This window comes from Streptomyces sp. NBC_00572 (assembly GCF_026341815.1).
Taxonomy (GTDB): domain Bacteria; phylum Actinomycetota; class Actinomycetes; order Streptomycetales; family Streptomycetaceae; genus Streptomyces.
On the sequence record NZ_JAPENX010000002.1, the window covers coordinates 727,168 to 750,577 of the forward strand.

Sequence of the window (23,410 nt, forward strand, 5' to 3'; positions counted from 1 at the left end):
CCCAGAGGCGAGTGAAGGAACTTGTCTGAACAAGCCGCCCTTAGTTCGCCCTTACACGCTGTCCGCGAAGTGAACGGAGCATGACCGGCTCCGGGCGCCTCCCGGAAGAACCGGGGGCGGTGAACAGCAGGTGAATGCAGTGAACTTGACGCGAAGGAGGCGACGACCACACACCCTCCCCGTCGGGTTAGGCTGACCCCTGCACAGCACACGCTGTAACCATCTGTGCACAGCCACACACGAACAAAGGGGGATGCCGTGACGGCGCTCTACATGGAGATCGCGGAGGGACTCCGTCGCTCGATCCTCAGCGGCGAGTACGCCGTCGGCGCCCGCCTGCCCTCGGAGAGCGACCTGGCCACCCGCTGGGCCGCCTCGCGCGGCACCGTACGCCAGGCCGTCGCCCTGCTCACCTCCGAAGGACTCATCGGCTCACGCCAGGGCGCCCGCCGCATCGTGCTCCGCCGGGAGCGCCGGCACAGCTTCGCGGAGCTCCACAGCTTCGCCCAGTGGGCGCGGGCCATGGGCTACCGGGCGACGAGCCGCTTCCTGCACCGGGAGCGCCGCCCGGCCACCCCCGAAGAGGCGCGCCGCCTCGTCCTGCCGGAGGGGGCCGCGGTCCTGGACGTCCTGCGCCTGCGGCTCCTTGACGGCGAACCGGTGATGGTGGAGCGCACGGCGTACGCGGGCTGGGTCGCGCCCACGGTCGAGGCGCTGCCCGCCGACTGCGCCTCGATCATGGACAGCATGGCGGAGGAGGCCGGAATCGTCGCCCACTACGGCGAGCACCTCATCGACGCCGTCCCCGCCGGCAGCGACGACGCCCGGCTGCTCCGCGTCCGCCGGGGAAGCCCGCTCCTGCGCCAGCGGCACCTCACCAGCAACCCGGACGGCCGCCCGATCGAATGGACCGAGGACCGCTACCGCGCGGGCAGTGTCACCTTCAACGTGAGCAACTCGGTGGGTACGGCGCCGTTGGTGCGGGACCCGGGATCGCTGCTGATGTGAAACGACGAAGTGGTGGCCGAGATCGCTCTCGACCACCACTTCGTACGACGAGTCGTCGTGTCCGAGGGGGGACTTGAACCCCCACGCCCGATAAAGGGCACTAGCACCTCAAGCTAGCGCGTCTGCCATTCCGCCACCCGGACAAGGTGTGCGTCGCTGTGAGTGATGATCACTCGCGGCGACAAGATGAATATATCAGGGGTCCGACCTGCGGTTCACCCCCGTTTCCGGTGGTCGGCGATCCGGGGCACCCGCACGGAGCGCAGACACGGAGAGTCATCGCGCACGCGCGCAGCGCGGTCATGGGTGCTTCACTGGCGGTATGCCATTCCAGAGCTACGGCGTGCTCGCGGGGACCCTCCACAGCCACTTCCGCGACGATCCGGACGACCAGGGCCGCTGGTTCCACATCAATCTGAAGGTGGACGCGCCCGCGGGGCGGTACCACTGCGCCGTCGACGTCGACAGCCACAAGTCCAACGTCGGGGTGCAGTGGAAGGCCTTCACCCTGAAGGCCTCCGCCGTCGGGCCGGCCGCCGCCCTCGCCCCCGGGTACCACGACCTCGCGTCCGATCCCGACTCCGGCGCGATGGACTATCTGCGGCACCCGGAACTGGTGGACCGCACCGGCGTCCTCTTCGAGCGCCGCCCGCCGTCCTGGCTGCAGGAGCTCCTGGACCTGCTGGGCTCGCGGCCCTGGCACGCGGGCACCAACGTCGACGCCGCCGACGCGCTGGAGCCGATGCTGGTGCCCGGCCGGCGGATCCTCGTCTTCGGCGAACCGTTCGAGAACGATCCCGAGGGAGACCTCGGCATGCACAACATCCACCAGAACCAGGGGGATCCGTTCGGCTCCCAGTGGTGGCCCGAGAACGGCATCTGGCAGGACGGTGCGACCCTCGTGGAGCGCCCCGACGGCCGGTACGACGTCTTCCTGAACAAGTTCTCCAGCCAGGCGGGGCGGACGGACAGCGCGGGCCACCCCGTCGGATGACGGCGCCGGATCCCGGAGCCGGATCCCGATGCCGGAGGAGAACGCCGCATCTCCGGGGTCGGCACCACGCATGAGACCCGGCTTCGCGGGCAAACGCCCTGGTGTCAAGGGCGTGCCCCTGGGACGGGTCCCGCCCCCGCTCCTGTCGGAGGTGTCGTCATGGTCCCGCTGCTGCTCGTACTCCTGCTGATCCTCGTCCTCTTCGGAGCCGGATTCGCCGTCGAGGTGCTCTGGTACATCGCCATCGCCGTCCTGGTGCTCTGGGTGCTCGGCTTCTTCATGCGTGGCTCGAGCGGGCGCTGGTACCGCTGGTGAGCCCCGTCCCGCGTCTCAGCTGCCGGTGAGTTCTCCACTGAGTCTGCCGTGCAGGGCCGCGCTGGGGTCGTTCAGGCCTGTGATCTCCACGGTCTTGCCGCGCTGGGCGTACTTCGTCTCGATCGTGTCGAGTACGGCGACGGACGAGGCGTCCCAGATGTGGGCCGCCGAGAGGTCGATGACCACCCGGTCGGGGTCGGTGGCATAGGCGAACCGGCCGACGAGCTCGTTGGCCGACGCGAAGAACAGCGCGCCGCTCACCTGGTAGACCACGCTCGTGCCGTCGGGGTCGGTCACTGCGGTCACCTCGGCGTGGTGGGCGACGCGCCGGGCGAAGATCACCATGGCGGTGACCGAGCCCGCGACCACACCGACGGCCAGGTTGTGGGTGGCGACCACGCACACCACGGTGATCACCATGACGGCGATCTCCCCGAGAGGCATCCGCCGGAGGGTCCCCGGGGCGATGGAGTGCCAGTCGAAGGTCGCGAAACACACCATGACCATGACGGCGACCAGGGCGGCCATCGGGATGTCGGACACCACGGGCCCGAAGACGATGCACAGCACCATCAGGAAGGCGCCCGCGAGGAACGTGGACAGGCGGGTCCGGGCGCCGGACACCTTCACGTTGATCATCGTCTGGCCGATCATCGCGCAGCCGCCCATGCCGCCGAAGAGGCCGGTGACGATGTTGGCGATGCCCTGACCGATGGACTCGCGGGTCTTGTCGGAGCGGGTGTCGGTGATGTCGTCGACGAGCCTGGCGGTCATCAGTGACTCCATCAGGCCGACCAACGCCATGGCGAAGGCGTACGGCGCGATCGTCGTCAGCGTGTCCCCCGTGAACGGCACGTCCGGCAGGCCGGGCACCGGCAGCGAGGACGGCAGGGCCCCCTTGTCCCCGACCGTGGGTACGGCGATGCCCGCGGCCACCGTGACGGCGGTGAGGGCCGCGATGGCCACCAGGGGCGCGGGGATCACACCGGTGACCTTCGGGAAGAACACCAGCAGGAGCAGGCCGACGGCGAAGAGCGGGTAGACGGCCCAGGGGACGTTCCGCAGCTCGGACACCTGGGTGATGAAGACCAGCACGGCCAGCGAGTTCACGAAGCCGACCATGACCGAGCGCGGGATGAACCGCATCAGTTTCGCCACCCCGAGCGCGCCGAGCACCACCTGGATCACACCGGCGAGAATGACGGCGGCGATCAGGTACCCGAACCCGTACTCACGGTTGAGGGGCGCGATGACGAGCGCGACGGCACCGGTCGCGGCGGAGATCATCGCCCGCCGTCCGCCGACGATCGCGATGGTCACGGCCATGGTGAAGGACGCGAACAGACCGATCGCGGGGTCGACCCCGGCGATGATCGAGAACGAGATCGCCTCCGGAATCAGCGCGAGGGCGACGACCAGACCGGCCAGCACCTCGGTGCGCCAGACCTTCGGATCGGTCAGCCAGTCGGGACGCAGGCGGGCAACGGAAACACGGGCGGGCGAGGAAGACAAAGGAAGGAGAACCTGTCACGCATGGGCACGCCCCACGGTGGACGGGGCCGGGGCATGGTTCGGATCTGTGCCGGGAGCGCCGTCGGCCCCGACATGACAACGGCGAGGTGGCAGACCGCCACCCTCGCCGTCGGCAACTCTACCGGGGCCGGTCACGGGCACGGCGCGGCCGGGACGCCCGTCGACCGCGACGGCCTTGCTCCTCGGCATCGGCCTCGCCCTCGCCGTCACTCTCGCCGGCGCCCCCACCGAATCCTCGCCGTCACTCTCGCCGGCCGGGGCGGATCGCCGCCCCGGCCCCCGTCGACCGATCGTTACGGTGCCATCTCGTACGTGCCCGACAGCGCCTCGACCTGCTGCCAGACCCGGCCCGAGCGGGCCTCGTCGACGACGGGGCGCCGTACGGCCGCCAGCGCCCAGACCTGCTGCTGCTCGGTGGCGGAGTCCTTGCCGTGCAGCTCGATCGCGTGGGCGGAGAAGTCCCGAACGAGCACGGCGAACAGCTCGTCGAGGACGTCCTCGTCGAGGTCCGTCAGGCGGGCCTGCTCCAGGACCAGCTGGCCGTGGACGACGAGCGCGAACAGCTGGCCGACGGCGAGGAGGAGGTCCAGGTCGCGGCTCTGCGCCTCGTCGGGCGCGGCGGTGCGGACGAACTCGCAGAGGGCGTCGGCCTGTTCGCGGAAGCGAGCGACGTTCGCCACTCCGGCGTACGCGTCGTAGGCCGGACGCCAGTCGTGGAAGCGTACGGACCCCAGGCCGCGGGCCGGTCCCTGCTGGAAGAGGAAGGTGTCGTCGGCCGCGTCCAGGCGGGTCGGTACGGCCTCGTAGCCGGCCGGGTCGAGCAGGTGGTTCCGCATGAACTTCAGGATCAGGGCCAGGTTGACGTGGACCGTGCCCTCCAGCTTCGGCAGGCCCCGGATCTCGACGGCCGCCTGGGCGAAGTAGTTGTCCTTCTCGAAGCCCTTGGCGGCGATGACGTCCCACATCAGGTCGATGACCTTCTCGCCCTCCGTGGTCACCTTCATCTTCGTCATCGGGTTGAAGAGGAGGTAGCGGCGGTCGTCGGGACCGGCGGAGCGGAAGTAGTCGACGGCGCGGTCGCTGAACAGCTTCATGCCGACGAGCCGGACGTACGCGTCGGCCAGCTCGCGCCGCACGTGCGGGAAGGCGGTGACGGGACGGCCGTAGAGGATGCGGTTGTGGGCGTGGGTGACGGCCTCGTACATCGCGTGCTCGCAGATGCCGATCGAGGCGGTGCACAGGTTGAACTTGCCGACGTTGACGGTGTTGAGGGCGGCGTCGAAGGCGGCGCGGCCGGTGTGCAGGACGTCCTCGGGGGCGACCGGGTAGTTCTCCAGGCGGAACTCGCTGACGTACTTCGACGAGTCGACGACGTTCTTGACGAGGTGGTACGCCGGGTGGCGGCTGTCGGCGGCGAAGAAGACGTAGCCGTCGGGGCCCTCGACGTCGGTGCGGCGGCCGAAGACGGAGACGAGTCCGGCCGCGTTGCCGTTGCCGATGTAGTACTTGGATCCGGTGGCGCGGAACCCGCCGTCGGCCTCGGGCTCCAGGAGCATGTCGGTGGAGTAGATGTCGGCGCCGTGGGTCTTCTCGGAGAGACCGAAGGCGAACACCTCGCCCTGGGTGAGGAGTTCGGCGGCGCGGGCGCGGGCGGCGGCGTTGTCGCTCTGCCAGACCGGGCCGAGGCCGAGGATGGTGACCTGCCAGGCGTACCAGTAGTCGAGTCCGTAGAAGCCGAGGATCTCGTTGAGGGCGGCGATGCGGGCGGTGTCCCAGCGCTTGTCCCGCTGCCCCTCGGGCGCGTCGGCGGAGGGCGTCAGGAAGGTCTCGAACAGGCCTTCCTTGGCGGAGAAGGCGAGGAAGTCCCCCAGCCAGGCCCGGGTGCGGTAGTCCTCGATCAGCCGACGCTTGCCGCGCTCCTCGAACCAGTCGACGGTGGCGCGCAGCAGCCGCCGGGTCTCGGGGTCGAAGTGCGCGGGGTCGTAGGTGTGCGGGTTGAACAGCAGCGAGTCGGCCATGTGCTCCATCTTTCGGTCCGGTGGACGAGGGGGGTTCGTGACGGTCGGGGCGCGTCTCAGCGCGGGGCGGCGAGTCGGTGGAGGGTGGCGAGGACGTCGTCGAGCCAGGCGAGCGTCATCCGTTCGTACGCGATGCCGCCGCGCAGCACGACGTGCTGGAGCTCTCTCCCCGCGTCGGGCGCCTCCGGCTCCGCTTCGGCCGGCGGGAAGTCGCGTTCCTCGCCGGCGAGGTAGTGGGCGAGCCGCTCCGCGTGGGTGCGCCGGTGCCGCTCCACCTCGTCGATCAGCGCCGCCGGGTCGTCGAAGGCCGCGCCGCGGATCTTCACGGCGAGGTCGTGCCGGAGGCTCTCGGGCTCGACGGGCTCGTGCAGCCAGCTGGACAGGGCGGCCCGTCCCAGGTCCGCGACGGAGTACTCCTTCTTGTCCGGGCGGCCGTGCTGCGGCACGTCCCGGACGTCGACCCAGCCGTCGTTCTCCATCCGCTTGAGCACGCGGTAGATCTGCTGATGGCTGGCGGTCCAGAAGTAGCCGATGGACCGCTCGAATCGCCGGGCCAGCTCGTAGCCGGATCCGGGCTTCTCAAGGAGGGACACAAGAATCGCGTGTTCGATCGCCACACCCGGAATCCTTCTATGCAACTCGTTGCATAGGCAAGCCCACCCGCCCGGGTGAGACGCGGCTCACCGCGGACGGGCGCGGTCACTACCGGGCGAGGTCCGCGCGGCGGAGCATCGCCAGGCGGCTCGCCGTCCGGTCCAGATCGCGCAGGAGGGCGGAGTCCTCGGGCAGCCCGGCCAGCGGGTCGGCGCCGATCAGGAACAGGCGTATGTCGCGGTCGCAGCAGACGTCCACCAGGTTGGCGAAGCGCTGCCGGCCGTCCGACGTGCACGAGGCCAGCGGGGGTACGCCGTCCAGGACCAGGGTGCCGAAACGCTCGGCGAGGGCCAGGTAGTCGGGCACCGCGGTGGTGCCCTCGCAGAGCGTGTCGAAGCCGAACCACACCAGGTCGGCGCGGGCGGCCTTGGCGGGCAGGTCGCGGTGGTGCGCGGGCACGAGGGCGGCCTCACCGGGCCGCGGCGCGTCCAGTCCCGGTTCGTCTCGCAGGGCTTCGGCCCCGTCCGCCAGGCACGCCCCTTCCGCGAACCTCGGTGAGTCGTGGGACGGCGACGGTCGGCGTCGGAAGTCCGTCGGGCCGGACACGTCGAGGACGTCCATCCGCTCCTCGATCCGCTGGATCGTGGGCTCGAAGAGGTGGTGGTACAGCGGGTCGGGCATCAGGCCGGCGGGCGGGTAGTTGGAGGTGGTCACGAGGGTGACGTGCCGGTCGAGGAGCGTCCGGAAGAGGCGGGCGACGAGCATCGCGTCGCCCGCGTCATGGGCGTGGAACTCGTCGAAGACGAGGAGCCGGCAGTCGCCGAGCAGCTCGTCGACGGCACGGTCGACGGCGCTGTGCCCACCCTCGTGGTTCCGGCCTTCTTGGGCCACGCCGTCGTGCAGGGCGCGGAAGAAGTCGTGGAAGTGCAGTCGCCGCTTGCGGGCGATCGGCAGCCCGTCGAAGAAGGTGTCCACGAGCCAGCTCTTGCCGCGCCCGACCGGGCCCCACACGTAGAGGTTGCGTGGCGAGGGGCGGGAGCGGCGGAACAGGCCGCCGGTCACCGCAAGTTCGGCGGCGAGCAGGCTGAGCCGCTCGGCGGCCTGCTCCTGCGCTGCGGAGAGGGTGAAACCCCGCTGGTCGGCGGTCTGTTGGAAGTGGCGTCGCATCGCCGCGCATTGCTGGCGCATCGTGTGATTCACACGCGGCGACGCTAGCAGCGGGCCCGGAGGCGCCCGCCGCCAGGTTCACCTCCGATCGGCGGCCTTGTCGAGTTCCTCGTCGAGGGCCATCGCCGCGGTGATGAGAGCGAGGTGGGTGAACGCCTGGGGGAAGTTGCCGAGTTGTTCGCCGGTGCGTCCGATCTCCTCGGCGAAGAGTCCGACGTGGTTGGCGTACGTGAGCATCTTGTCCATGGCGTAGCGGGCCTGGTCGAGGCGGCCTGCCCGGGCGAGTGCCTCGACGTAGAGGAAGCTGCAGAGCGAGAAGGTGCCCTCGGAGCCGCGCAGCCCGTCGGGGGACGCCTCGGGGTTGTAGCGGTAGACGAGGCTGTCGGTGACGAGTTCGCGGTCCATCGCGTCCAGGGTGGACAGCCACGAGGGCGCCCTGGGCGAGATGAAGCCGACGAGGGGCATGAGCAGCAGCGACGCGTCGAGCACCTCGCTGTCGTAGTGCTGGACGAAGGCCTTCCGCTCGGGGTTCCAGCCCCGCTCCATCACCTGGACGAGGATCGCGTCGCGCTGCGCGGTCCAGCGCGGGACATCGGCGGGACGGGCGTACTCGGTGGCGAGACGGATGCCGCGGTCGAGGGCGACCCAGCACATCATCCGGCTGTAGGTGAAGTCCTTGCGGCCGCCGCGGGTCTCCCAGATGCCCTCGTCGGGGCGGTCCCAGTTGTCGCAGAGCCAGTCGAGGAGTGCGGAGAACCCCTTCCATCCCTCGTAACCGGCGAGTTCGGCGAGGTCCGGGGAGTGGGTCATCGCGTAGGCGAACTCGCCGTAGATGTCGAGCTGGAGCTGGTCGGCGGCCCCGTTCCCGGCCCGTACGGGGTAGGAGTCGCGGTACCCGGACAGGTGCGGCAGGACCTCCTCGGTCAGATGGGGGTCGCCGTCGACCCGGTACATGATCTGCATCGGCTCACTGCCGGGCGGGCGCGGGGCGCGGCCGCGGCCGCCGAGCCAGCGACGGAAGGCGTCGGCCTCCTCGATGTACCCGAGGTCGAGCAGGACCCGCACCGAGAAGGACGCGTCACGGATCCAGGTGTAGCGGTAGTCCCAGTTCCGCTCGCCGCCGACCTGCTCGGGGAGCCCCATGGTGGGGGCGGCGATCGGGGCGCCGGAAGGGGCGTAGATGAGCAGCTTGAGCGTGATGGCCGAGCGGTTGACCATGCTCTGCCAGCGACCCCGGTAGCGGCACCGGCGGATCCATCCGTGCCAGAAGACGCGGGTCTCCTCCAGCGCCGCCTCAACGGCCTCCTCGGCGGCCGGCTCGGGGGCGGCGGCTCCCGGGGAGGAGGTTTCGAGGACGATTCCGGCGGTCTGGCCGTGCCGGAGGGTGACGGTGGCACGCACGTCCTGCCCGTCGCCTTCCAGAGGGACGGAGCTCCGCAGGTGGACGTCGAGGTCGGGGCCGTGGAAGGTGGCGGTGGCGCCGTCGAGCGTGAGGGTGTGCGGCGCGCGCCCGTAGTCGAAGCGCGGCCGGCACGCGACGTCGAAGGTGAGGGTGCCGCGCACCACCCGCAGGGCGCGTACGAGGCGGTGCCGGTCGGTGGGCAGGTCCGGCCGGTCGTTCACCGGCATGAAGTCGACCACCTCGCCCACCCCCTCCGGGGTGAGGAACCTGGTGATCAGGACGGCCGTGTCGGGCAGGTAGAGCTGGCGGACGGTCACGTCGTCGTGGGCGGGAGCGATGGTGAAGTGGCCGCCGCGCTCCTGGTCAAGCAGCGAGGCGAAGATGCTCGGAGAGTCGAACCGGGGTGCGCAGAACCAGTCGACCGCGCCCTCGGCGGAGATCAGTGCGGCGGTCTGCAGGTCGCCGATCAGTCCGTGGTTGGCGATCGGGGGGTACTCGGGCACGAGCGACCTCGATTCTCCCGCGGCTCCGTGCCTTCGGCGCCACTCCTCGCGTCCACGCAAGCCGCAGCCGGCCGCGACGGCAAGGCGAGGGGGCCGACCGGGCGAATCCCGCCGGCGCCCGCACGCATCCGCGCACCCATGGGCGTCCACGTGCACCCTTGCACTCCCTTCCCCGCTGTCCGACCGGTCGGTATGTTGCTTCCGACTGCCGGGCACCCCTTGGAGGACGTCATGCAAGAGACCCCCTCGATCGCAGGGCACTGCGACCCCCGCTTCACCGTCGTACGGGACGCCTTCGAGGCCAACTTCCGTACGCGGGACGAGCTCGGGGCCGCCGTGACGGTCCAGGTCCACGGCGAGACCGTGGTCGATCTGTGGGGCGGCTGGGCGGACGCCGCCCGCACGCGCCGCTGGGAGCGCGACACCGTGGTCAACGTGTGGTCCACGACCAAGGGGGTGACCGCCCTCTGCGCGCATCTGCTCGCGGACCGCGGACTGCTCGACCTGGACGCCCCGGTGGCCTCGTACTGGCCCGAGTTCGCCGCCGCCGGCAAGGAGAAGCTCCCCGTACGCCATCTCCTCTCCCACCGCGCCGGGCTGGCCGGCCTGCGCGAGCCGCTGCCGCTCGCGGAGTTCTACGACTGGGAGGTGACGACCGCCCGGCTCGCGGCGACGGAGCCCTGGTGGGAACCCGGCACCCGGTCCGGCTACCACGCCATGACGTACGGCTTCCTGGTCGGCGAGGTGATCCGGCGCATCACCGGACGACTCCCCAGCAGCTTCCTCCGCGAGGAGATCACCGGACCCCTCGACATCGACTTCACCATCGGCCTGCCGGAGAAGGAGTCCGCCCGGGCGGCGGAGCTCGTCCACCCCCGCACCTCGTCGGCGAGCGAACAGGCGGCGGTCTTCGCCCAGTTGGAGCCCGCCGCCCAGGCCGCCCTGGCCAACCCGCTCGTCGGCGCCGAGCAGGCCAACAGCCCCGAGTGGCGGGCCGCCGAGCTGCCCGCGGCCAACGGCCACGGGACGGCCCGGGCGGTCGCCCAGCTGTACGGCGTCTTCGCCGCGCGCGGCCGGGCCGGTGAGCACCGGATCCTCTCCGAACCGGCCGCCGAGAGGGCCCGCGAGGGGCAGGGCGCCTGCCGGGACCTGGTCCTGGGCGCGGGCTTCGCCCACGACACGGAGTGCGCGCTCGGGCTCTGGCTCAGCGGCCCCAACGCCTCGTACGGCCCCAATCCCCGCGCCTTCGGCCACGACGGCTTCGGCGGCTCCTGCGGACTCGCGGACCCGGAAGCGGGGGTCTCCCTGGGGTACGTCATGAACCGCATGGGCCCCCACATCGCGGACGACCCCCGCAAGACGGCCCTGGTCGAGGCGGTGTACGCGGCGCTCTGACATCGGGCTACGACGGGAACCGGACACCCGGACCACCCGGACGGAGGGCACGATTCCGGCATTGAGGGGCGTCCACGGCTGTACCACGGGGCCGTGGGCGCCCTTCTCTCCGCCGGTGAGGAGACCCCCTCACGCTCCCCGTTCCCGACCGAGGACGCGGCCGGATCTGTGCGCGCGCTACGCCCCGGCGAGCGTCCGGGGATCCGCCGGTCGGACAGTTCGCGACGGCGGGGCGCGAGGTGCGGGAGCGGGTCGACCCGGCGGGTTGAACTGGGGAATCGGTACACAACGTTCCGCTTTCTCGACCCCCTACATCTCCGTCAACTCGGCTCACCACAAGGGGCTCTAAAACCGCGTCAGCACATTTCCGCAAGCGTTTGCGTGACCACGCTCGGCCGCGCCCCTCGCGACCCTTCTCCCGCACCGATGGACACCCGCCACCCCTTGGACCACATGAACGCGCGTAGATAGGCCGAAAGGCGTCCTTGTCGCCAGGCCGCCCGGATTCGAGGATTCCCCTGTCGAGATTGACAGGTCCATGGCGAGTCGACTCCCTCGCTCCGGATCCGCCCGCTCGGCGCCAAGGGATCGCCCACCCAGCGGTTCCCCCACTCCCCCACCGGAGGATCCAGTGAACCTCAAGCGTCTGTCCCCCCTCGGCGGCGCGGCCAAGGGCGCACGGCTGATCGCCGTGGCCTCCGCGCTGGTCGCCGCCTCAGCGCTTGCCGTCCCCGCCTCGTCCGCCGCCACGGCCGTGGAAGGCCGGGCCACCGCCTCCCAGCTCGCCGCAGCCGACCAGGCCGTACGCGGAGCCGACGTGCCCGGCACCGCGTGGTACACCGACCAGGCGACCGGGAAGGTCGTCCTCACCGCCGACTCCACCGTCTCCGCCGCCGAGATCGCCAAGATCAGGACGGCGGCCGGCGACCGCGCCGCCAACCTGGAGATCAAGCGGACGTCCGGCACGTTCAACAAGCTCATCGCGGGCGGCCAGGCCATCTACGCGGGCGGTGGGCGCTGCTCGCTCGGCTTCAACGTCCGCAGCGGCTCGACCTACTACGTCCTGACGGCCGGTCACTGCACCAACATCGGCAGCACCTGGTACACCAACTCGGCCAACACCACGGTGCTCGGCACCCGGGCCGGCACCAGCTTCCCGACCAACGACTACGGCATCATCCGCCACTCCAACGCCTCGGCGGCGGACGGCCGGGTCTACCTCTACAACGGCACCTACCGTGACATCACCGGCGCGGGCAACGCCTCCGTCGGCCAGTCCGTACAGCGCAGCGGCAGCACCACCGGTCTGCACGGCGGAACGGTCACCGGCCTCAACGCGACCGTCAACTACGGCGGCGGCGACATCGTCTACGGCCTGATCCAGACCAACGTCTGCGCCGAGCCGGGTGACAGCGGCGGCGCGCTCTTCTCCGGCACCACGGCCCTCGGCCTCACCTCCGGCGGCAGCGGCAACTGCTCCAGCGGCGGCACCACCTTCTTCCAGCCGGTGACGGAGGCGCTGAGCGCGTACGGCGTGAGCGTCTTCTAAGCAGGTTCCCGGCCCGGACCCGACCGGTCCGGGCCGTGCACCACAGGCCGGCGGCCCCTGGGGACCGCCGGCCCCGCCGCGCTCACGGCGCCTTCACGTCCACGCGGATCAACGTCTGCTGGCCGTTGGCGACCAGTCTCCGCGTGCCGTCCGCCGCGACACCGAACACCTCAAGACCGCAGACGGTCAGAGTCCGCCCGGACTTCAGGACGGTCCCCACCGCCTCAAGGTGGTCGCCGGAGGCCGGCGCCAGGAGGTTGATCTTGTATTCGACGGTGAGGACCTCGGAGTCCGCCGGGAACAGGGTGTACGCGGCATAGCCGCCGGCGCTGTCCGCGATCGCACTGGTGGCACCGGCGTGGACGTAGCCGTGCTGTTGGGTGACCTCGGGCCGGGCCGGGAGCACGATGTGCACGCGACCCGGGCCGATGTGGCTCAGCCGGGCCCCGAGGTGGGCCATCAGCCCCTGCCGGTCGAAACTGTCCTGGACGCGCTTGCGGACCTCGGGGTCCGCCTCTTCCCGCCGCGTCGGGTCCTCCACGTGTCCTCCTCAGCCGCTCAGGCATTCCGTCTCAGCCGCTCAGGCATTCCATCAGACGTTCCACCAGCAGGAATCCGCCGATGGCGATCATCATGGCACCGGAGACGCGGGTGACGGCGCGGGCCGCCGCGGGCCTGGCGCTCAGGACGGTGCGGGCGAGCACGCCGACGGCGAGGTAGACCAGTGCGCAGGCCGTCATGTGGAGCGTGCCGAGCAGTCCCGTCTGGGCGGCGACGGGCCAGCCGCCCGTGCTGTCGATGAACTGCGGGAACAGCGAGAAGTACAGGATCAGGGCCTTGGGATTCAGGCCGCTGATCCCCGCGCCCTTCAGCATGATCCGCCCTCGTGAGGAGGCCATGACCTGTGGGGACGCGCTCGGCACGGCCGGCCGGCGCAGGACGCCCACGCCCAGCCACGTCAGATAGGCGGCCCCGGCGACGGTGAGCGCGGTGAGGGCGGTCGCCGAGCCGGCCACGATCACCACCAGACCGGCCACGGCGAGCAGCGTGTATCCGGCGTATCCCGCTATCAGCCCGGCGACCGCGGGAACGACCGACCGGTCCCGCAGCCCGGCCGAGATCGCGTAGGCCCAGTCCGCGCCCGGCGTGAGCACCAGCAGCAGATCCACCGCCAGGAATGCCGCCAGCGTCGTCGTGTCCATCGATCGTTCCCTCTCGCGTTTCGTGCTTCGAGAGGGAAGATTAGGACCGATACGCCCGAAGGTGTTTCCGCATTTACCCCATGAGTGTGCCTGGAGAGGGAGAATATTCTCCATGGATGCCCTGGACCGGAAGATTCTTACCGAGCTGCAGATGGACGGCCGCCTGACGGTGACCGAGCTGGCGGCCCGCGTGCGGCTGAGCGTCTCGCCCTGCCACCGCAGGCTGCGCGACCTCGAACGCGAGGGCGCCATCCGCGGCTACCGCGCCGTCGTCGACCCGTCGGCGGTCGGGTTGAACTTCGAAGCCCTCGTCTTCGCCACCCTGCGCTGGGAGGACCAGGACACCGTCACGGCCTTCGAAGAGGCCGTGACGGCCATCCCGCACGTCATCCAGGCCCAGCGCCTCTTCGGCGAGCCCGACTACCTCCTGCGCGTCGCCACCACGGACCTGGTCGCCTACCAGCAGCTCTACGACCAGCAGCTGGCCAAGCTCCCGGGGGTCCAGCGGCTGACGTCGACCCTCGTCATGAAGAACGTCATCGACGACCGCCCGTTGCCGGAGTAGACCGTCGCCCCGGCCCCGGCCCCGGCCGTCGCCCTGTCTCGCTCTCGCCTAGTAGCCGTACCGGCTCTTCAGGTGGCGCCAGAAGTCCCGCAGCATCCAGGTGTCGAAGGGGGTGACCTCGGTGGCGCTCCCGGCGTTCATGACGAAGTTCGAGACGCCCGTCGGGGTCCAGTCGTAGAAGTCGTCCAGGCCGAAGGTGTGACCCACCTCGTGCAGGTAGACATGGATGTTCTCCTGGCCGAGGGCGTTGACGAAGTACTCCTGCCCGACCCGCTGGCCCCAGTCCCCGCCGGCCCCGCCCTGGAAGCCCTTGGTGAGCCAGAGCGACTGGTCGTAGTGGGCCGGCTCGCCGCCCGGGCACTGGGAGTAGTCGCCGTTCTGGTGGAAGAAGCGTCCGCAGGGCGGTGCGCACTGCGGGGCGCCCTCGCTGTCGAGGTTCCCCGTGTAGATGTCCACGGAGTCGTCGCTCCACTGGAGGGTGGAGCGGTTCTTGACCGCCCAGCCGACGACGTCGACCTGGACGGTGGCGTACGGCCAGCGGTCGAAGCCCACGAGGCCGCCCGTCCATTTGGCGTACTGCTCCTTCAGGGCGGCGTGGATCCGGTCACGCGTCGCGGCGGTCACGGGGGTGTCGGAGTCCCACCGTACGCAGTAGTTGACCTTGCCCTTGTTGGCGATGACCTGGTCCCAGCCGTAGTTCTTGAAGCCGTACAGGTCGGGATAGGTCGACTCGACGTGGTTCCAGACCTCGTTCAGCGGGCGTACGAGCTCGGCAGGCGGGTTCCAGGTGGTGGTGGGCGGCGCCGTGGTCGGGGGAGTCGTCGGCGTGGCCGTGGCGGTCGGCGTGGCCGTCGCGGTGGGGGTGGGTGTCGCGGTGGGCGTGGCCGTCGCGGTAGGGGTGGGTGTCGGTGTGGGGTTCGGGCCGCCGGTGTCCGTCGCGCAGCTCTCCCCGTTCACCTTGAACGCCGTGGGGGCGGGGTTGGCCCCACCGGACGAGGAGGCCAGGAAGCCCGCGCTCACGAAGGCTCCGGGGGCTACCTCGCCGTTCCAGCCGGCGTTCGTGACGGTCACCGTCGCGCCGGACTGCTTCCAGGTGCCGCTCCAGCCCTGGGTGACTTTCTGACCACCGGCGAAGTCGAACGTGAGGGTCCAACTCCCCCACGCCGTGCTCTTGTTGTTGGTGACGGACACGGCGCCCTGGAAACCGTCGCTCCACTGCCCGGTCACGGCGTACGACACCGAGCAGGGGGCGGCCGCCCCGCTCGCCACCATCGGAACCGCGGCAAGCGTGCCCGCCGCCAGGACACCGGCGAGCACGGACGGAAGCGGTCGGAACCGCCGGGGTCGGCGGTGAAGGCCATGGGATCTCGAATTCATGGACGACTCCTGGTCGGTTGACATCCCCCCGTAGTCGCCGCCCACCACCGGCAGGTTGCCGCCTCAGCGATCCAGTTCCTTGTGGGCGGTCTCCGGCAGCCGGAGGTACACCGCCGAGGAGACGAGGCACAGGACGGCCACGTACCAGGGGAAGAGACCGGGGAGGTCGAGCTCCTTGAAGAGCGTGCCGACGTACGGTGCCGTGCCGCCGAAGAGCGCCACCGTCAGCGAGTACGGGAAGCCGATCCCGGCCGCCCGCACGCGCGCGGGGAACAGCTCGGCGTTCACCGCGGCCGAGATCGAGGTGAAGCCGGTCAGCAGCACCATGCCCGCGCACTGCACGAGCAGGAGGGAGAGGAACGAGCCGTCGAGCGCCCGCAACAGGGGCACGCCGAGGACCGCGAAGCCGATGCCGAAGAAGAGCAGGGACGGTTTGCGGCCGAACCGGTCCGAGAGCAGCCCGCCGACCGGCTGCAGCAGCGCGAAGAACGCCAGGGAGAGGGTCCCGGCGAGCAGCGCGTCCGCCTTGTCGATGCCGGTGTTCAGTTCCGCGTACGTGGGCAGGTAGGAGGTCCACGTGTAGTACGCGAGGGTGCCGCCGGCCGTGATGCCGCAGATCAGCAGCGAGGCGCGGGGGTGGTGGCGCAGTGCGTCGAAGAGCCGCGGCCGGGGGGCTTCCCGCTGTGCGACGCTCCGGGTCTCCTCCGCGCCGCGGCGGATCCAGAAGCCGGCGACGCTGAACACGGCGCCGAGCAGGAAGGGGATCCGCCAGCCCCAGCCGTTCATCCCGTCCTCACCCAGCCGACTGACGAGCAGGGCGGCGATGCCGGAGGCGGCGAGCTGTCCGGCGGAGGTGGAGACGTACTGGAAGGAGGAGAACAGGCCGCGTCGGCCTGGTCCGGCCGACTCGACGAGGAAGGTGGTCGAGGCCGCGAACTCCCCGCCTACCGAGAGGCCTTGGAGGAGTCGGGCGACCACGAGCACGACGGGGGCGAGGATGCCGGCGGCGGCGTACGTCGGGGTCAGACCGACCAGCAGGCTGCTGCCGCCCATGAGGAGGATCGTGACGGTGAGGGCGGTCCGGCGTCCGCGACGGTCCGCGAGCGCGCCCATGAGGAGTCCGCCGACCGGGCGCATGAAGAAGCCGACGGCGAAGACGGCGAAGGTCGAGAGGAGCGGGACCAGGGAGTTCCCGGAGCTCTTGGGGAAGATCTGGTTCGCGAGGTAGGCGGCCAGGAAGGTGTACGCGTACCAGTCGTACCACTCCACCGCGTTGCCGACGGAGGCCGCGAGGAGCTGCCGTAACGGCCGCCGGGACGGGAGCGGTGGCGGGACGGCGGGGTCGGGGGTGCCGCCCGGGGTGCCGTCGGGGGTGGTGTCGAGGTGCGCGGAAGGCGTGTCTGTCATGATCACGCCCTGCCCCGACTCGCCCCTCCCTACGCTTCGGTCACTTCGGGCACTTCAGGTACTCCAGGCCCTTCGACCGGATCAGCTCCTTCAGCCTCTCCAGCCCCATCAGCCCCTTCAGCCTCTCCAGCCCTTTCAGTCGACCGGCCACGTGTGTGCCGGAGCGTTCAGATGCATGTACTCGATGTACTGCTGGGTCATCCGCCGCAGCGCCTGGTGCCGGTCCGCGTGGTCGATGTCGTGGATGTGGTGGAACATCTCGGCCTGCCACACCGCACCGTTGCGGCCGCTGACGCACCGCTGCTCGATCACGCCGAGGAGCGGCTCCCGCGACGACGCCTCCAGGCCCATCCGTTCGAGCCCGCGGTCCGCGAGCGGCAGCAGGCGCCGCAGGACCAGCTCGGTCACCGGGACCTCGCCCATCCCGGGCCAGTACACCTGGGCGTCGATGCCGTGGCGCGCGGCGGCGTGCAGGTTGTCCTCCGCGGCCGAGAAGGACATCCGTGACCAGACGGGCCGGTCCTCTTCGACCAGGGCCCGGATCAGCCCGTAGTAGAGGGCGCCGTTGGCCAGCGTGTCGGCGACCGTGGGCCCCGCGGGCAGCACCCGGTTCTCCACGCGGAGGTGCGGAACGCCGTCGACCACGGCGTAGACGGGACGGTTCCAGCGGTAGACGGTCCCGTTGTGCAGGGTGAGTTCGGACAGTTCGGGGATCCCGCCCCCGTCGAGCGTCTCCTCGGGGTCCTCGTCGTCGCAGAGGGGCAGCAGCGCGGGGAAGTACCGGGCGTTCTCCTCGAAGAGGTCGAAGACGGAGGTGATCCACCGCTCGCCGAACCACACCCGCGGCCGCACTCCCTGCACCTTGAGCTCGTCGGGCCGGGTGTCGGTGGCCTGCTCGAAGAGCGGGATGCGCGTCTCGCGCCACAGTTCCTTGGAGAAGAGGAACGGGGAGTTCGCCGCCAGGGCGACCTGCACCCCCGCCACCGCCTGCGCGGCGTTCCAGTACTCCGCGAACTCGTCCGGGGAGACCTGGAGGTGGAACTGCGTGCTGGTGCACGCCGCCTCCGGCGTGATCGTCTCCGCATGGGTCCGCAGCCTCTCCACCCCGTCCACCGAGATCAGCAGGTCCTCGCCCCGCGCGGCGAAGATCTGCTCGTTCAGGAGGTGGTAGCGGGGGTTCTCGGACAGTGAATCCGGGCCCGCGTCCTTCAGCTCAAGGGTCGGCAGGATGCCGACCATGACCAGATGCGCGCCGATCGTCGCGGCCTTCTCCTCCGCGTGGTTGAGCGCGGCACGGATCTCCTGCTCCCAGGAGTCGGGGCCACCTCCCGCGCTGAGCCGCCGCGGCTCGATGTTGATCTCCAGATTGAAGCGGCCCAGCTCGGTCGCCCAGGAGGGATCGGCGATCGCCTCCAGGACTTGCGTGCTGCGCATGGCCGGTTCGGCGGCGGCGTCCACGAGGTTCAGTTCGATCTCGATGCCGACCTGGGGCCGCTCGAAGTCGAAGCGCGACTCCCGCAGCATCCGCGCGAACACGTCGAGGCACGTGTGCACCTTGTTCCGGAACCGGCGACGGTCCTCACGGGTGAACTCCAGCGCCGGAACGTCACGTCCCATCGGTCCCTCCCGAGTCTCGTCGGCACGGACCCCCACCATCCAGCGTCCCACTCCCGGGGCGGCCCAACCACCGAAGCGGACCGGATCCCCTCACGCGGAGGTCCGCGGTGAGGGCCCCGATATCCCCTCGATGCCTGTCAGTGCTCGGGCGTAGGCTTCGCTTCACTTGACTTCGCCACGCCCCGGGGCGCTCGGCACGGCTACGGCGGTGCGGGGGCCGGGCGGGCGGACGAAACGGTACGGGACGGGGGCGGGGACGCATGACGGCTGGGACGACGGACAAGGCTGGGCCGGTACCGAGGTGGGGATCGGCCCTCGATTCGGTCGTGGTGTACGCGCAGGGGGCGCTCTGCCGCCGCCTGGCCCGGGGCAGCGTGCCGCCGGACGGCCGCGTACGGATCACGGGGCTGCCCCGCACGCTGGACCCCGGCTCACTGCGGGCCCGGGTCCTGGGCGCCTCCGGTGTCCGGGTCACCGAGGCCCGGGTGGAGATCGAGGCCGAGCCGCTCGGTCCGGACACCCGCGCGTCCGAGGGGCTGCGGCACGAGGTCGAGCGGCTGCGTGACGCGGCCGCGTCGGCGGAGGAGCGCCGGGACCGGCAGCAGAAGCTGATCGCGGAGGTCAGCGGTCTGCGTCCGGTGCCGCCGGGCCGCAAGCGCGAGGACCCGCACCGCCGCACCCCGGTCGACGCGTGGCTGGAGCTCGCCGACTTCGTCGACGAGCGGCTGACCGGACTGCACGCCCGTCTCGCCGAGCTGGAGGAGGCGCTGGTCCAGGCGGAGCACGAGCTTTCCGTCGCCGCGGACAGGCTCGACCGCGCTTCCACCGATGCCGCGTCGACGCATGTGGAAACCGTGGTCTCCGCGGTCCTGACCCTCGTGGGCGCGGCTGACGCGGAGGTGGAGACCGAGTCGGGGTCGGAGTCGGGGACCGGGTCCGGGGCCGAGGTCGAACTGGAGCTGGAGTACGGGGTGCCCGGTGCCGTCTGGGTGCCGGCCTACCGCCTGACCCACCGTCAGGGTGACGGCACCGGCCGTCTGGTGCTGCGCGCCTCGGTCGCCCAGCGCACCGGCGAGGACTGGACCGGCGTGCGCATCGCCCTGGCCACGGCCGACCTCCGGCGCCGCACCGACCTGCCCAAGCTCCGCTCGATCCGGATCGGACGCCGCCAGGCGGCCCCCGCTGCTTCCGGCTGGCGCGAGCCCCCTGCGGGGCTCGCCGACCTGTTCGCCGGGTACGCGGGGGCCGGCCCCCGTCCCGTTCGGGTCCGGGCACCCGGGGCTGCCGCCGGCGCCGACGCCCAGCCCGTGGCCGGCGGGGGAAGCTTCATGTCGGATCCCGTGCCTCTCCCGCCGCCGCTGTCTTCCGGTGGACCCCCGTTTCCGTCTCCCCCGCCCGCTCCGCAGGGCTACGGCGCCGCGCCGTCGCCGGAGCTCCCGGTGCCGGGCAGCGCGTACGGCTCCTCCCCGGAGGCCTTCCGGCGCGCGGCTCCCGACGTGGCACGGTCGGGCCCCGCACAGCCGGGCGGCAGGCCGCGTGGCGGCGGCATGCCCTTCGCGGGCGCCCCGGCCCCCGCTGCCATGGCCCCCATGGCTCCCGGCGCGGCCGCGGCACCGCCGCCGCCTCCGCCGCCCGGCCCGCCCCAGCCGAGCGGCGACGAGCTCGACTACGCCGCCCTGCTGCTGAGCGGCCCCGAGGAGCAGGCCGCGCGCAGAGGCCGTCTGTTCCCGGCCTCGTCCTTCGACGCGGTGGCCGTCGAGTACCGCCGTCGCGCCGAGGCGGTGGCGGGGCTGCCGCTGCCCGGACACGCCGTGCGGCCCCGCGAGTCGGCGGGGTCCTTCGACCACCGCTTCGATGCCACCGCCCGCGCAGACGTGCCGTCGGACGGCACCTGGCACACCGTCACCGTCGGGGCGATCCCGGTCGGGCTGCGCACCGAGTACCTGTGCGTGCCGTCCGTGGAGCCGACGGTGTACGCGACGCTGGTGCTCTCCAACGCCACTGATCAGGCGCTGCTCGCCGGCCCGGTGGAGGTCACCGTCGACGACGACTTCCTGCTGACGGCTGCGCTGCCCACGCTCGCCCCGGGCGGGGTACGCCGGGTGGGGCTCGGCCCCGCCGAGGGCATCCGCGTCACCCGGCGCACGAACGTGCACGAGTCGACCGCCGGCCTGCGCAACAACGTCACCGTGCTCGACCACCGCGTCCACGTGGAGCTGGCCAACGGCCTCGCGCGGCCCGCCACGGTCGAGGTCCGCGAGCGCGTACCGGTCTCCTCCGAGTCGGACGTCCGCATCGAGGAGCGGGCCGACTGGACGACTCCCCCGGCGGGCGCCGGGTCCGAGCAGCATGCCCCCGGCACCCGCGTCTGGCGGGTCGACCTGCCCGCCGGTGGCACCGCCGCCCTCGACGGCGGTTACGAGATCCGCATCCCGGCCGGCAAAGCCCTGGTCGGCGGCAACCGCAGGAGCTGAGACACACCATGTCCACCGCCTCGAAGACGATCACCGGCGACGGCACGACCATGCCCGTGACCGCCGCTCCCGTCACCGCCGTCACCTGCCTGGAGGATCGCGCCCATGTCGAGCGCGCCGTCGTGCTCGACCTGGCGGCCGGCGTCCAGCGGTTGCGCCTGGGGCCGGTCAGTGCGCTGGCCGTCGACCGTACCCTGCATGCCGAACTGACCTCCGGTCACCCGGCCACCGTGCTCGACGTACGCCTCGTCCGCAGCTGGGAGCCGCGCCCGCCGCGGCCGCCGGCCGACGACGACTCGGCCCTGCGCCACCGCGTCCACGCCCTGGAGGAGGAACAGCGCACCCTGGAGCAGCAGCGCGATCGGCTGCGGACCCGCCTCGAACTGCTGGGACGCGTCGCCACCGATGTGTTGCGGGACATCGGCGAAGGTACCGGCTTCGGTGAGGCCGAAGGGCCGCGCTGGGCCCGTGAACTCGACCGGGTGGACGCCGAGCGCGACACGTACGGCGAGCGACTCCGTACCGTCGAGGCCCGGTTGGAACGGATCGACACCGAACTCGGTGAGGTCCACCGGGCCGTGTACCTCTCCGAGGAGGAACCCGCCGAGCTGGTCGCCCATGTCGAACTGACCGTGGACGCCACCGCCGCCGGCCGGGCCGGGCTGCGGCTGAGCCACCTCACGCCGTGCGCGCTCTGGCGGCCCGCGTACCGGGCCGTGCTCGACGGCGGTTCCCTGACGCTCGAAACCGAGGCGATGGTCTGGCAGCGCACGGGCGAGGACTGGAGCGACGTACGGCTGACGTTGTCGACGGCCCGGTCGGCACTGGCCACCGAACCGCCGTCGCTGGGCGAGGACCGGCTGACGCTCAAGGACCGCACGGCGGCGGAGCGGCGCACGGTCGACGTCGAGATGCGAGAGGAGGAGATCGGGGACCTCGGCCCGCTCCAGGTCCTCGGCCTGCCGGGTGTGGACGACGGCGGCGAGACGCGGGTGCTGCACGCCCCCGCGCCGGTCTCCGTGCCCTCGGACGGTCGCGCCCACCGGGTGCCGCTCTCCGTCTTCTCCACGGCGGCGAGCAGCGAGTACGCCTGCTCGCCCGAGGTGTCTCCGCTGGTCACGCAGGTGGTGCGGTTCGACAACCGGTCCGGCCATGTGCTGCTCGCGGGGCCCGTGGACCTGGTCCGGGGCAGCGGCTTCAGCGGCCGGGGCACGCTGGACTTCACCACCCCCGGCTCCCCGGTCGAGCTCGCCTTCGGCAGCCGCGACGACCACCGGGTGGTCCGGGAGACCGAGGAGGCCCGCGACACCGCCGGAATCACTCAGCGGACCGTGGTCACCCGCACGGTCCGGCTGCATCTGTCCCGGTTCTCGGCCCCCGGGGAGTCGGACGATCGGACGGTCGTCCTCCGGGAGCGGATCCCGGTCTCGGAGGTGTCGGCGGTGGAGGTACGGCTCCGCAAGGAGGGCTGTTCCCCGGCGCCGGACGCGGTCGACGCCGAGGGCATCGTCCGCTGGGACGTCACCCTGCCGCCGGGCGGCCGCCGCACCGTCACCCTGGTGTACGAGGTGTCGGCGAGCGCCAAGGTCGCCGGCATCTGAGCGACGTGTGGCCGGAGGCCCGGGGCTGCGGGAGGCAGCGCCGGGCCACGGTAGCCCCCCTCGCCCCCGGCACGCGGGCGCCTGATTCAGCGGCCCGCCGGTGGTTCGGGCGCCTGCCGCTGACGCGGATGATTCAGGCGCCGCCCGGACCGGGAAGACAAGCCGGGCACAGTCCCCGGTAGATGACCTCGGCCTCGGTCACGGTGAAGCCGAACCGGTCGTCGGCCGGGAGAGCGGCCAGCGGGTCGCCGGTCGGATGGACGTCCCGGATCGTGCCGCAGCTCTCGCACACCAGGTGCTGGTGCGGGTGGTGCGCGTTGGGGTCGTACCGCTTCGCGCGGCCGTGGGCGGAGACCTCCGCGACCTCGCCGAGTCGGCCCAGTTCGCCCAGGATGTTGTAGACGGCCGCCCGGGAGATCTCGGGCAAGCGCGCCGCCGCGCGGGCGTGCACCTCGTCGGCCGTGAGGTGCACGTGATCGCCGGCGAGGACCTCGGCGACGACACGCCGCTGGGAGGTCATCCGCCAGCCACGTCCACGCAGTCGCCCCAGCAGGTCGCTCATAGGATTTCACCTTTCTCGCATGAATTCCGAGGACGGGAAAGTCTTCGGCCGTCGAACCGGGCCGCCCACGACTTTTCGGATTCCCACCGCTTGTTACGCGACGGCGCCCTGCGTGTTCTCTTAGCAG

At 71.5% G+C, this 23,410-nt stretch carries 19 protein-coding genes, 1 tRNA gene and 1 pseudogene; 8 read left to right on the forward strand and 13 right to left on the reverse strand.

The features are described 5' to 3' along the window. Positions 1-273 precede the first annotated feature (273 nt). The gene (locus tag OG514_RS35555; RefSeq protein WP_266902307.1) at positions 274-1,008 is read left to right on the forward strand and encodes a GntR family transcriptional regulator; all 735 of its coding nucleotides are present in this window, start codon (positions 274-276) and stop codon (positions 1,006-1,008) included. 58 nt (positions 1,009-1,066) lie between these two features. Here the strand turns inward: OG514_RS35555 and OG514_RS35560 are convergent. Further along, positions 1,067-1,151: transfer RNA gene (locus tag OG514_RS35560), tRNA-Leu, on the reverse strand. A gap of 179 nt (positions 1,152-1,330) precedes the next feature. Here OG514_RS35560 and OG514_RS35565 point away from each other — a divergent pair. Then, a complete protein-coding gene (locus OG514_RS35565; RefSeq protein WP_266901864.1) occupies positions 1,331-2,002 on the forward strand; it encodes a DUF2278 family protein in 672 nt (223 codons plus the stop codon). Between the two features lie 159 nt (positions 2,003-2,161). Continuing rightward, the gene (locus tag OG514_RS35570) at positions 2,162-2,317 is read left to right on the forward strand and encodes a hydrophobic protein (RefSeq protein WP_266901866.1); all 156 of its coding nucleotides are present in this window, start codon (positions 2,162-2,164) and stop codon (positions 2,315-2,317) included. A 15-nt stretch (positions 2,318-2,332) separates the two neighbouring features. Here the strand turns inward: OG514_RS35570 and OG514_RS35575 are convergent, their stop codons facing one another. From OG514_RS35575 to OG514_RS35595, 5 genes are all read right to left on the reverse strand, one after another. Then, positions 2,333-3,829, reverse strand: a complete 1,497-nt coding sequence (locus OG514_RS35575; RefSeq protein WP_266901868.1) for a SulP family inorganic anion transporter — start codon at positions 3,827-3,829, stop codon at positions 2,333-2,335. A 314-nt stretch (positions 3,830-4,143) separates the two neighbouring features. After that, complete coding sequence (locus tag OG514_RS35580) at positions 4,144-5,868, reverse strand: acyl-CoA dehydrogenase family protein (RefSeq protein WP_266901871.1); 1,725 nt, start codon at positions 5,866-5,868, stop codon at positions 4,144-4,146. 56 nt (positions 5,869-5,924) lie between these two features. Then, on the reverse strand, positions 5,925-6,485 hold the full coding sequence (locus tag OG514_RS35585) for a PadR family transcriptional regulator (RefSeq protein ID WP_266901873.1): 561 nt from the start codon (positions 6,483-6,485) through the stop codon (positions 5,925-5,927). Positions 6,486-6,570: 85 nt separating this feature from the next. Continuing rightward, positions 6,571-7,650: a cell division protein ZapE gene (gene zapE, locus OG514_RS35590; RefSeq protein ID WP_266901875.1), complete on the reverse strand. Its 1,080-nt coding sequence runs from the start codon at positions 7,648-7,650 to the stop codon at positions 6,571-6,573. A 57-nt stretch (positions 7,651-7,707) separates the two neighbouring features. After that, positions 7,708-9,534 carry a glycoside hydrolase family 15 protein gene (locus tag OG514_RS35595; protein WP_266901877.1) on the reverse strand — a complete coding sequence of 609 codons (1,827 nt, stop codon included), beginning with the start codon at positions 9,532-9,534 and terminating at the stop codon, positions 7,708-7,710. A gap of 231 nt (positions 9,535-9,765) precedes the next feature. On the opposite strand from OG514_RS35595, the gene OG514_RS35600 reads away from it, so the two are divergent. Together OG514_RS35600 and OG514_RS35605 are read left to right on the forward strand one after the other, a co-directional pair. Then, positions 9,766-10,929, forward strand: coding sequence for a serine hydrolase domain-containing protein (locus tag OG514_RS35600; protein WP_266901879.1), 1,164 nt, complete (start codon positions 9,766-9,768; stop codon positions 10,927-10,929). Positions 10,930-11,560: 631 nt separating this feature from the next. Then, positions 11,561-12,478 carry a S1 family peptidase gene (locus tag OG514_RS35605; protein ID WP_266901880.1) on the forward strand — a complete coding sequence of 306 codons (918 nt, stop codon included), beginning with the start codon at positions 11,561-11,563 and terminating at the stop codon, positions 12,476-12,478. Positions 12,479-12,560: 82 nt separating this feature from the next. Here the strand turns inward: OG514_RS35605 and OG514_RS35610 are convergent, their stop codons facing one another. Beyond that, complete coding sequence (locus tag OG514_RS35610; protein ID WP_266901881.1) at positions 12,561-13,019, reverse strand: PaaI family thioesterase; 459 nt, start codon at positions 13,017-13,019, stop codon at positions 12,561-12,563. A gap of 31 nt (positions 13,020-13,050) precedes the next feature. Then, positions 13,051-13,680 (reverse strand): LysE family translocator, encoded by a 630-nt coding sequence (locus OG514_RS35615; protein ID WP_266901882.1) that lies wholly within the window; start codon positions 13,678-13,680, stop codon positions 13,051-13,053. 112 nt (positions 13,681-13,792) lie between these two features. Here OG514_RS35615 and OG514_RS35620 point away from each other — a divergent pair, with 112 nt between their 5' ends. After that, positions 13,793-14,245 (forward strand): Lrp/AsnC family transcriptional regulator, encoded by a 453-nt coding sequence (locus OG514_RS35620; protein ID WP_266901884.1) that lies wholly within the window; start codon positions 13,793-13,795, stop codon positions 14,243-14,245. Between the two features lie 48 nt (positions 14,246-14,293). Here the strand turns inward: OG514_RS35620 and OG514_RS35625 are convergent, their stop codons facing one another. From OG514_RS35625 to OG514_RS35640, 4 genes and pseudogenes are all read right to left on the reverse strand, one after another. Further along, positions 14,294-15,202 (reverse strand): hypothetical protein, encoded by a 909-nt coding sequence (locus tag OG514_RS35625; protein ID WP_266902309.1) that lies wholly within the window; start codon positions 15,200-15,202, stop codon positions 14,294-14,296. After that, positions 15,197-15,646, reverse strand: a pseudogene (locus OG514_RS35630) (cellulose binding domain-containing protein); the annotation flags it as partial. The gene OG514_RS35625 and the pseudogene OG514_RS35630, both read right to left, overlap by 6 nt. A gap of 39 nt (positions 15,647-15,685) precedes the next feature. Further along, positions 15,686-17,029 (reverse strand): MFS transporter, encoded by a 1,344-nt coding sequence (locus OG514_RS35635; RefSeq protein WP_266901886.1) that lies wholly within the window; start codon positions 17,027-17,029, stop codon positions 15,686-15,688. A gap of 135 nt (positions 17,030-17,164) precedes the next feature. Further along, on the reverse strand, positions 17,165-18,646 hold the full coding sequence (locus OG514_RS35640) for a glutamate--cysteine ligase (RefSeq protein ID WP_266901888.1): 1,482 nt from the start codon (positions 18,644-18,646) through the stop codon (positions 17,165-17,167). Between the two features lie 326 nt (positions 18,647-18,972). Here OG514_RS35640 and OG514_RS35645 point away from each other — a divergent pair, with 326 nt between their 5' ends. Together OG514_RS35645 and OG514_RS35650 are read left to right on the forward strand one after the other, a co-directional pair. Beyond that, positions 18,973-21,120 (forward strand): DUF4139 domain-containing protein, encoded by a 2,148-nt coding sequence (locus OG514_RS35645; protein WP_266901890.1) that lies wholly within the window; start codon positions 18,973-18,975, stop codon positions 21,118-21,120. A gap of 8 nt (positions 21,121-21,128) precedes the next feature. After that, positions 21,129-22,721: a mucoidy inhibitor MuiA family protein gene (locus tag OG514_RS35650; RefSeq protein ID WP_266901892.1), complete on the forward strand. Its 1,593-nt coding sequence runs from the start codon at positions 21,129-21,131 to the stop codon at positions 22,719-22,721. 133 nt (positions 22,722-22,854) lie between these two features. On the opposite strand, the gene OG514_RS35655 is transcribed toward OG514_RS35650, so the two are convergent. Further along, positions 22,855-23,283 (reverse strand): Fur family transcriptional regulator, encoded by a 429-nt coding sequence (locus OG514_RS35655; protein ID WP_266901894.1) that lies wholly within the window; start codon positions 23,281-23,283, stop codon positions 22,855-22,857. Between the last annotated feature and the right edge of the window lie 127 nt (positions 23,284-23,410).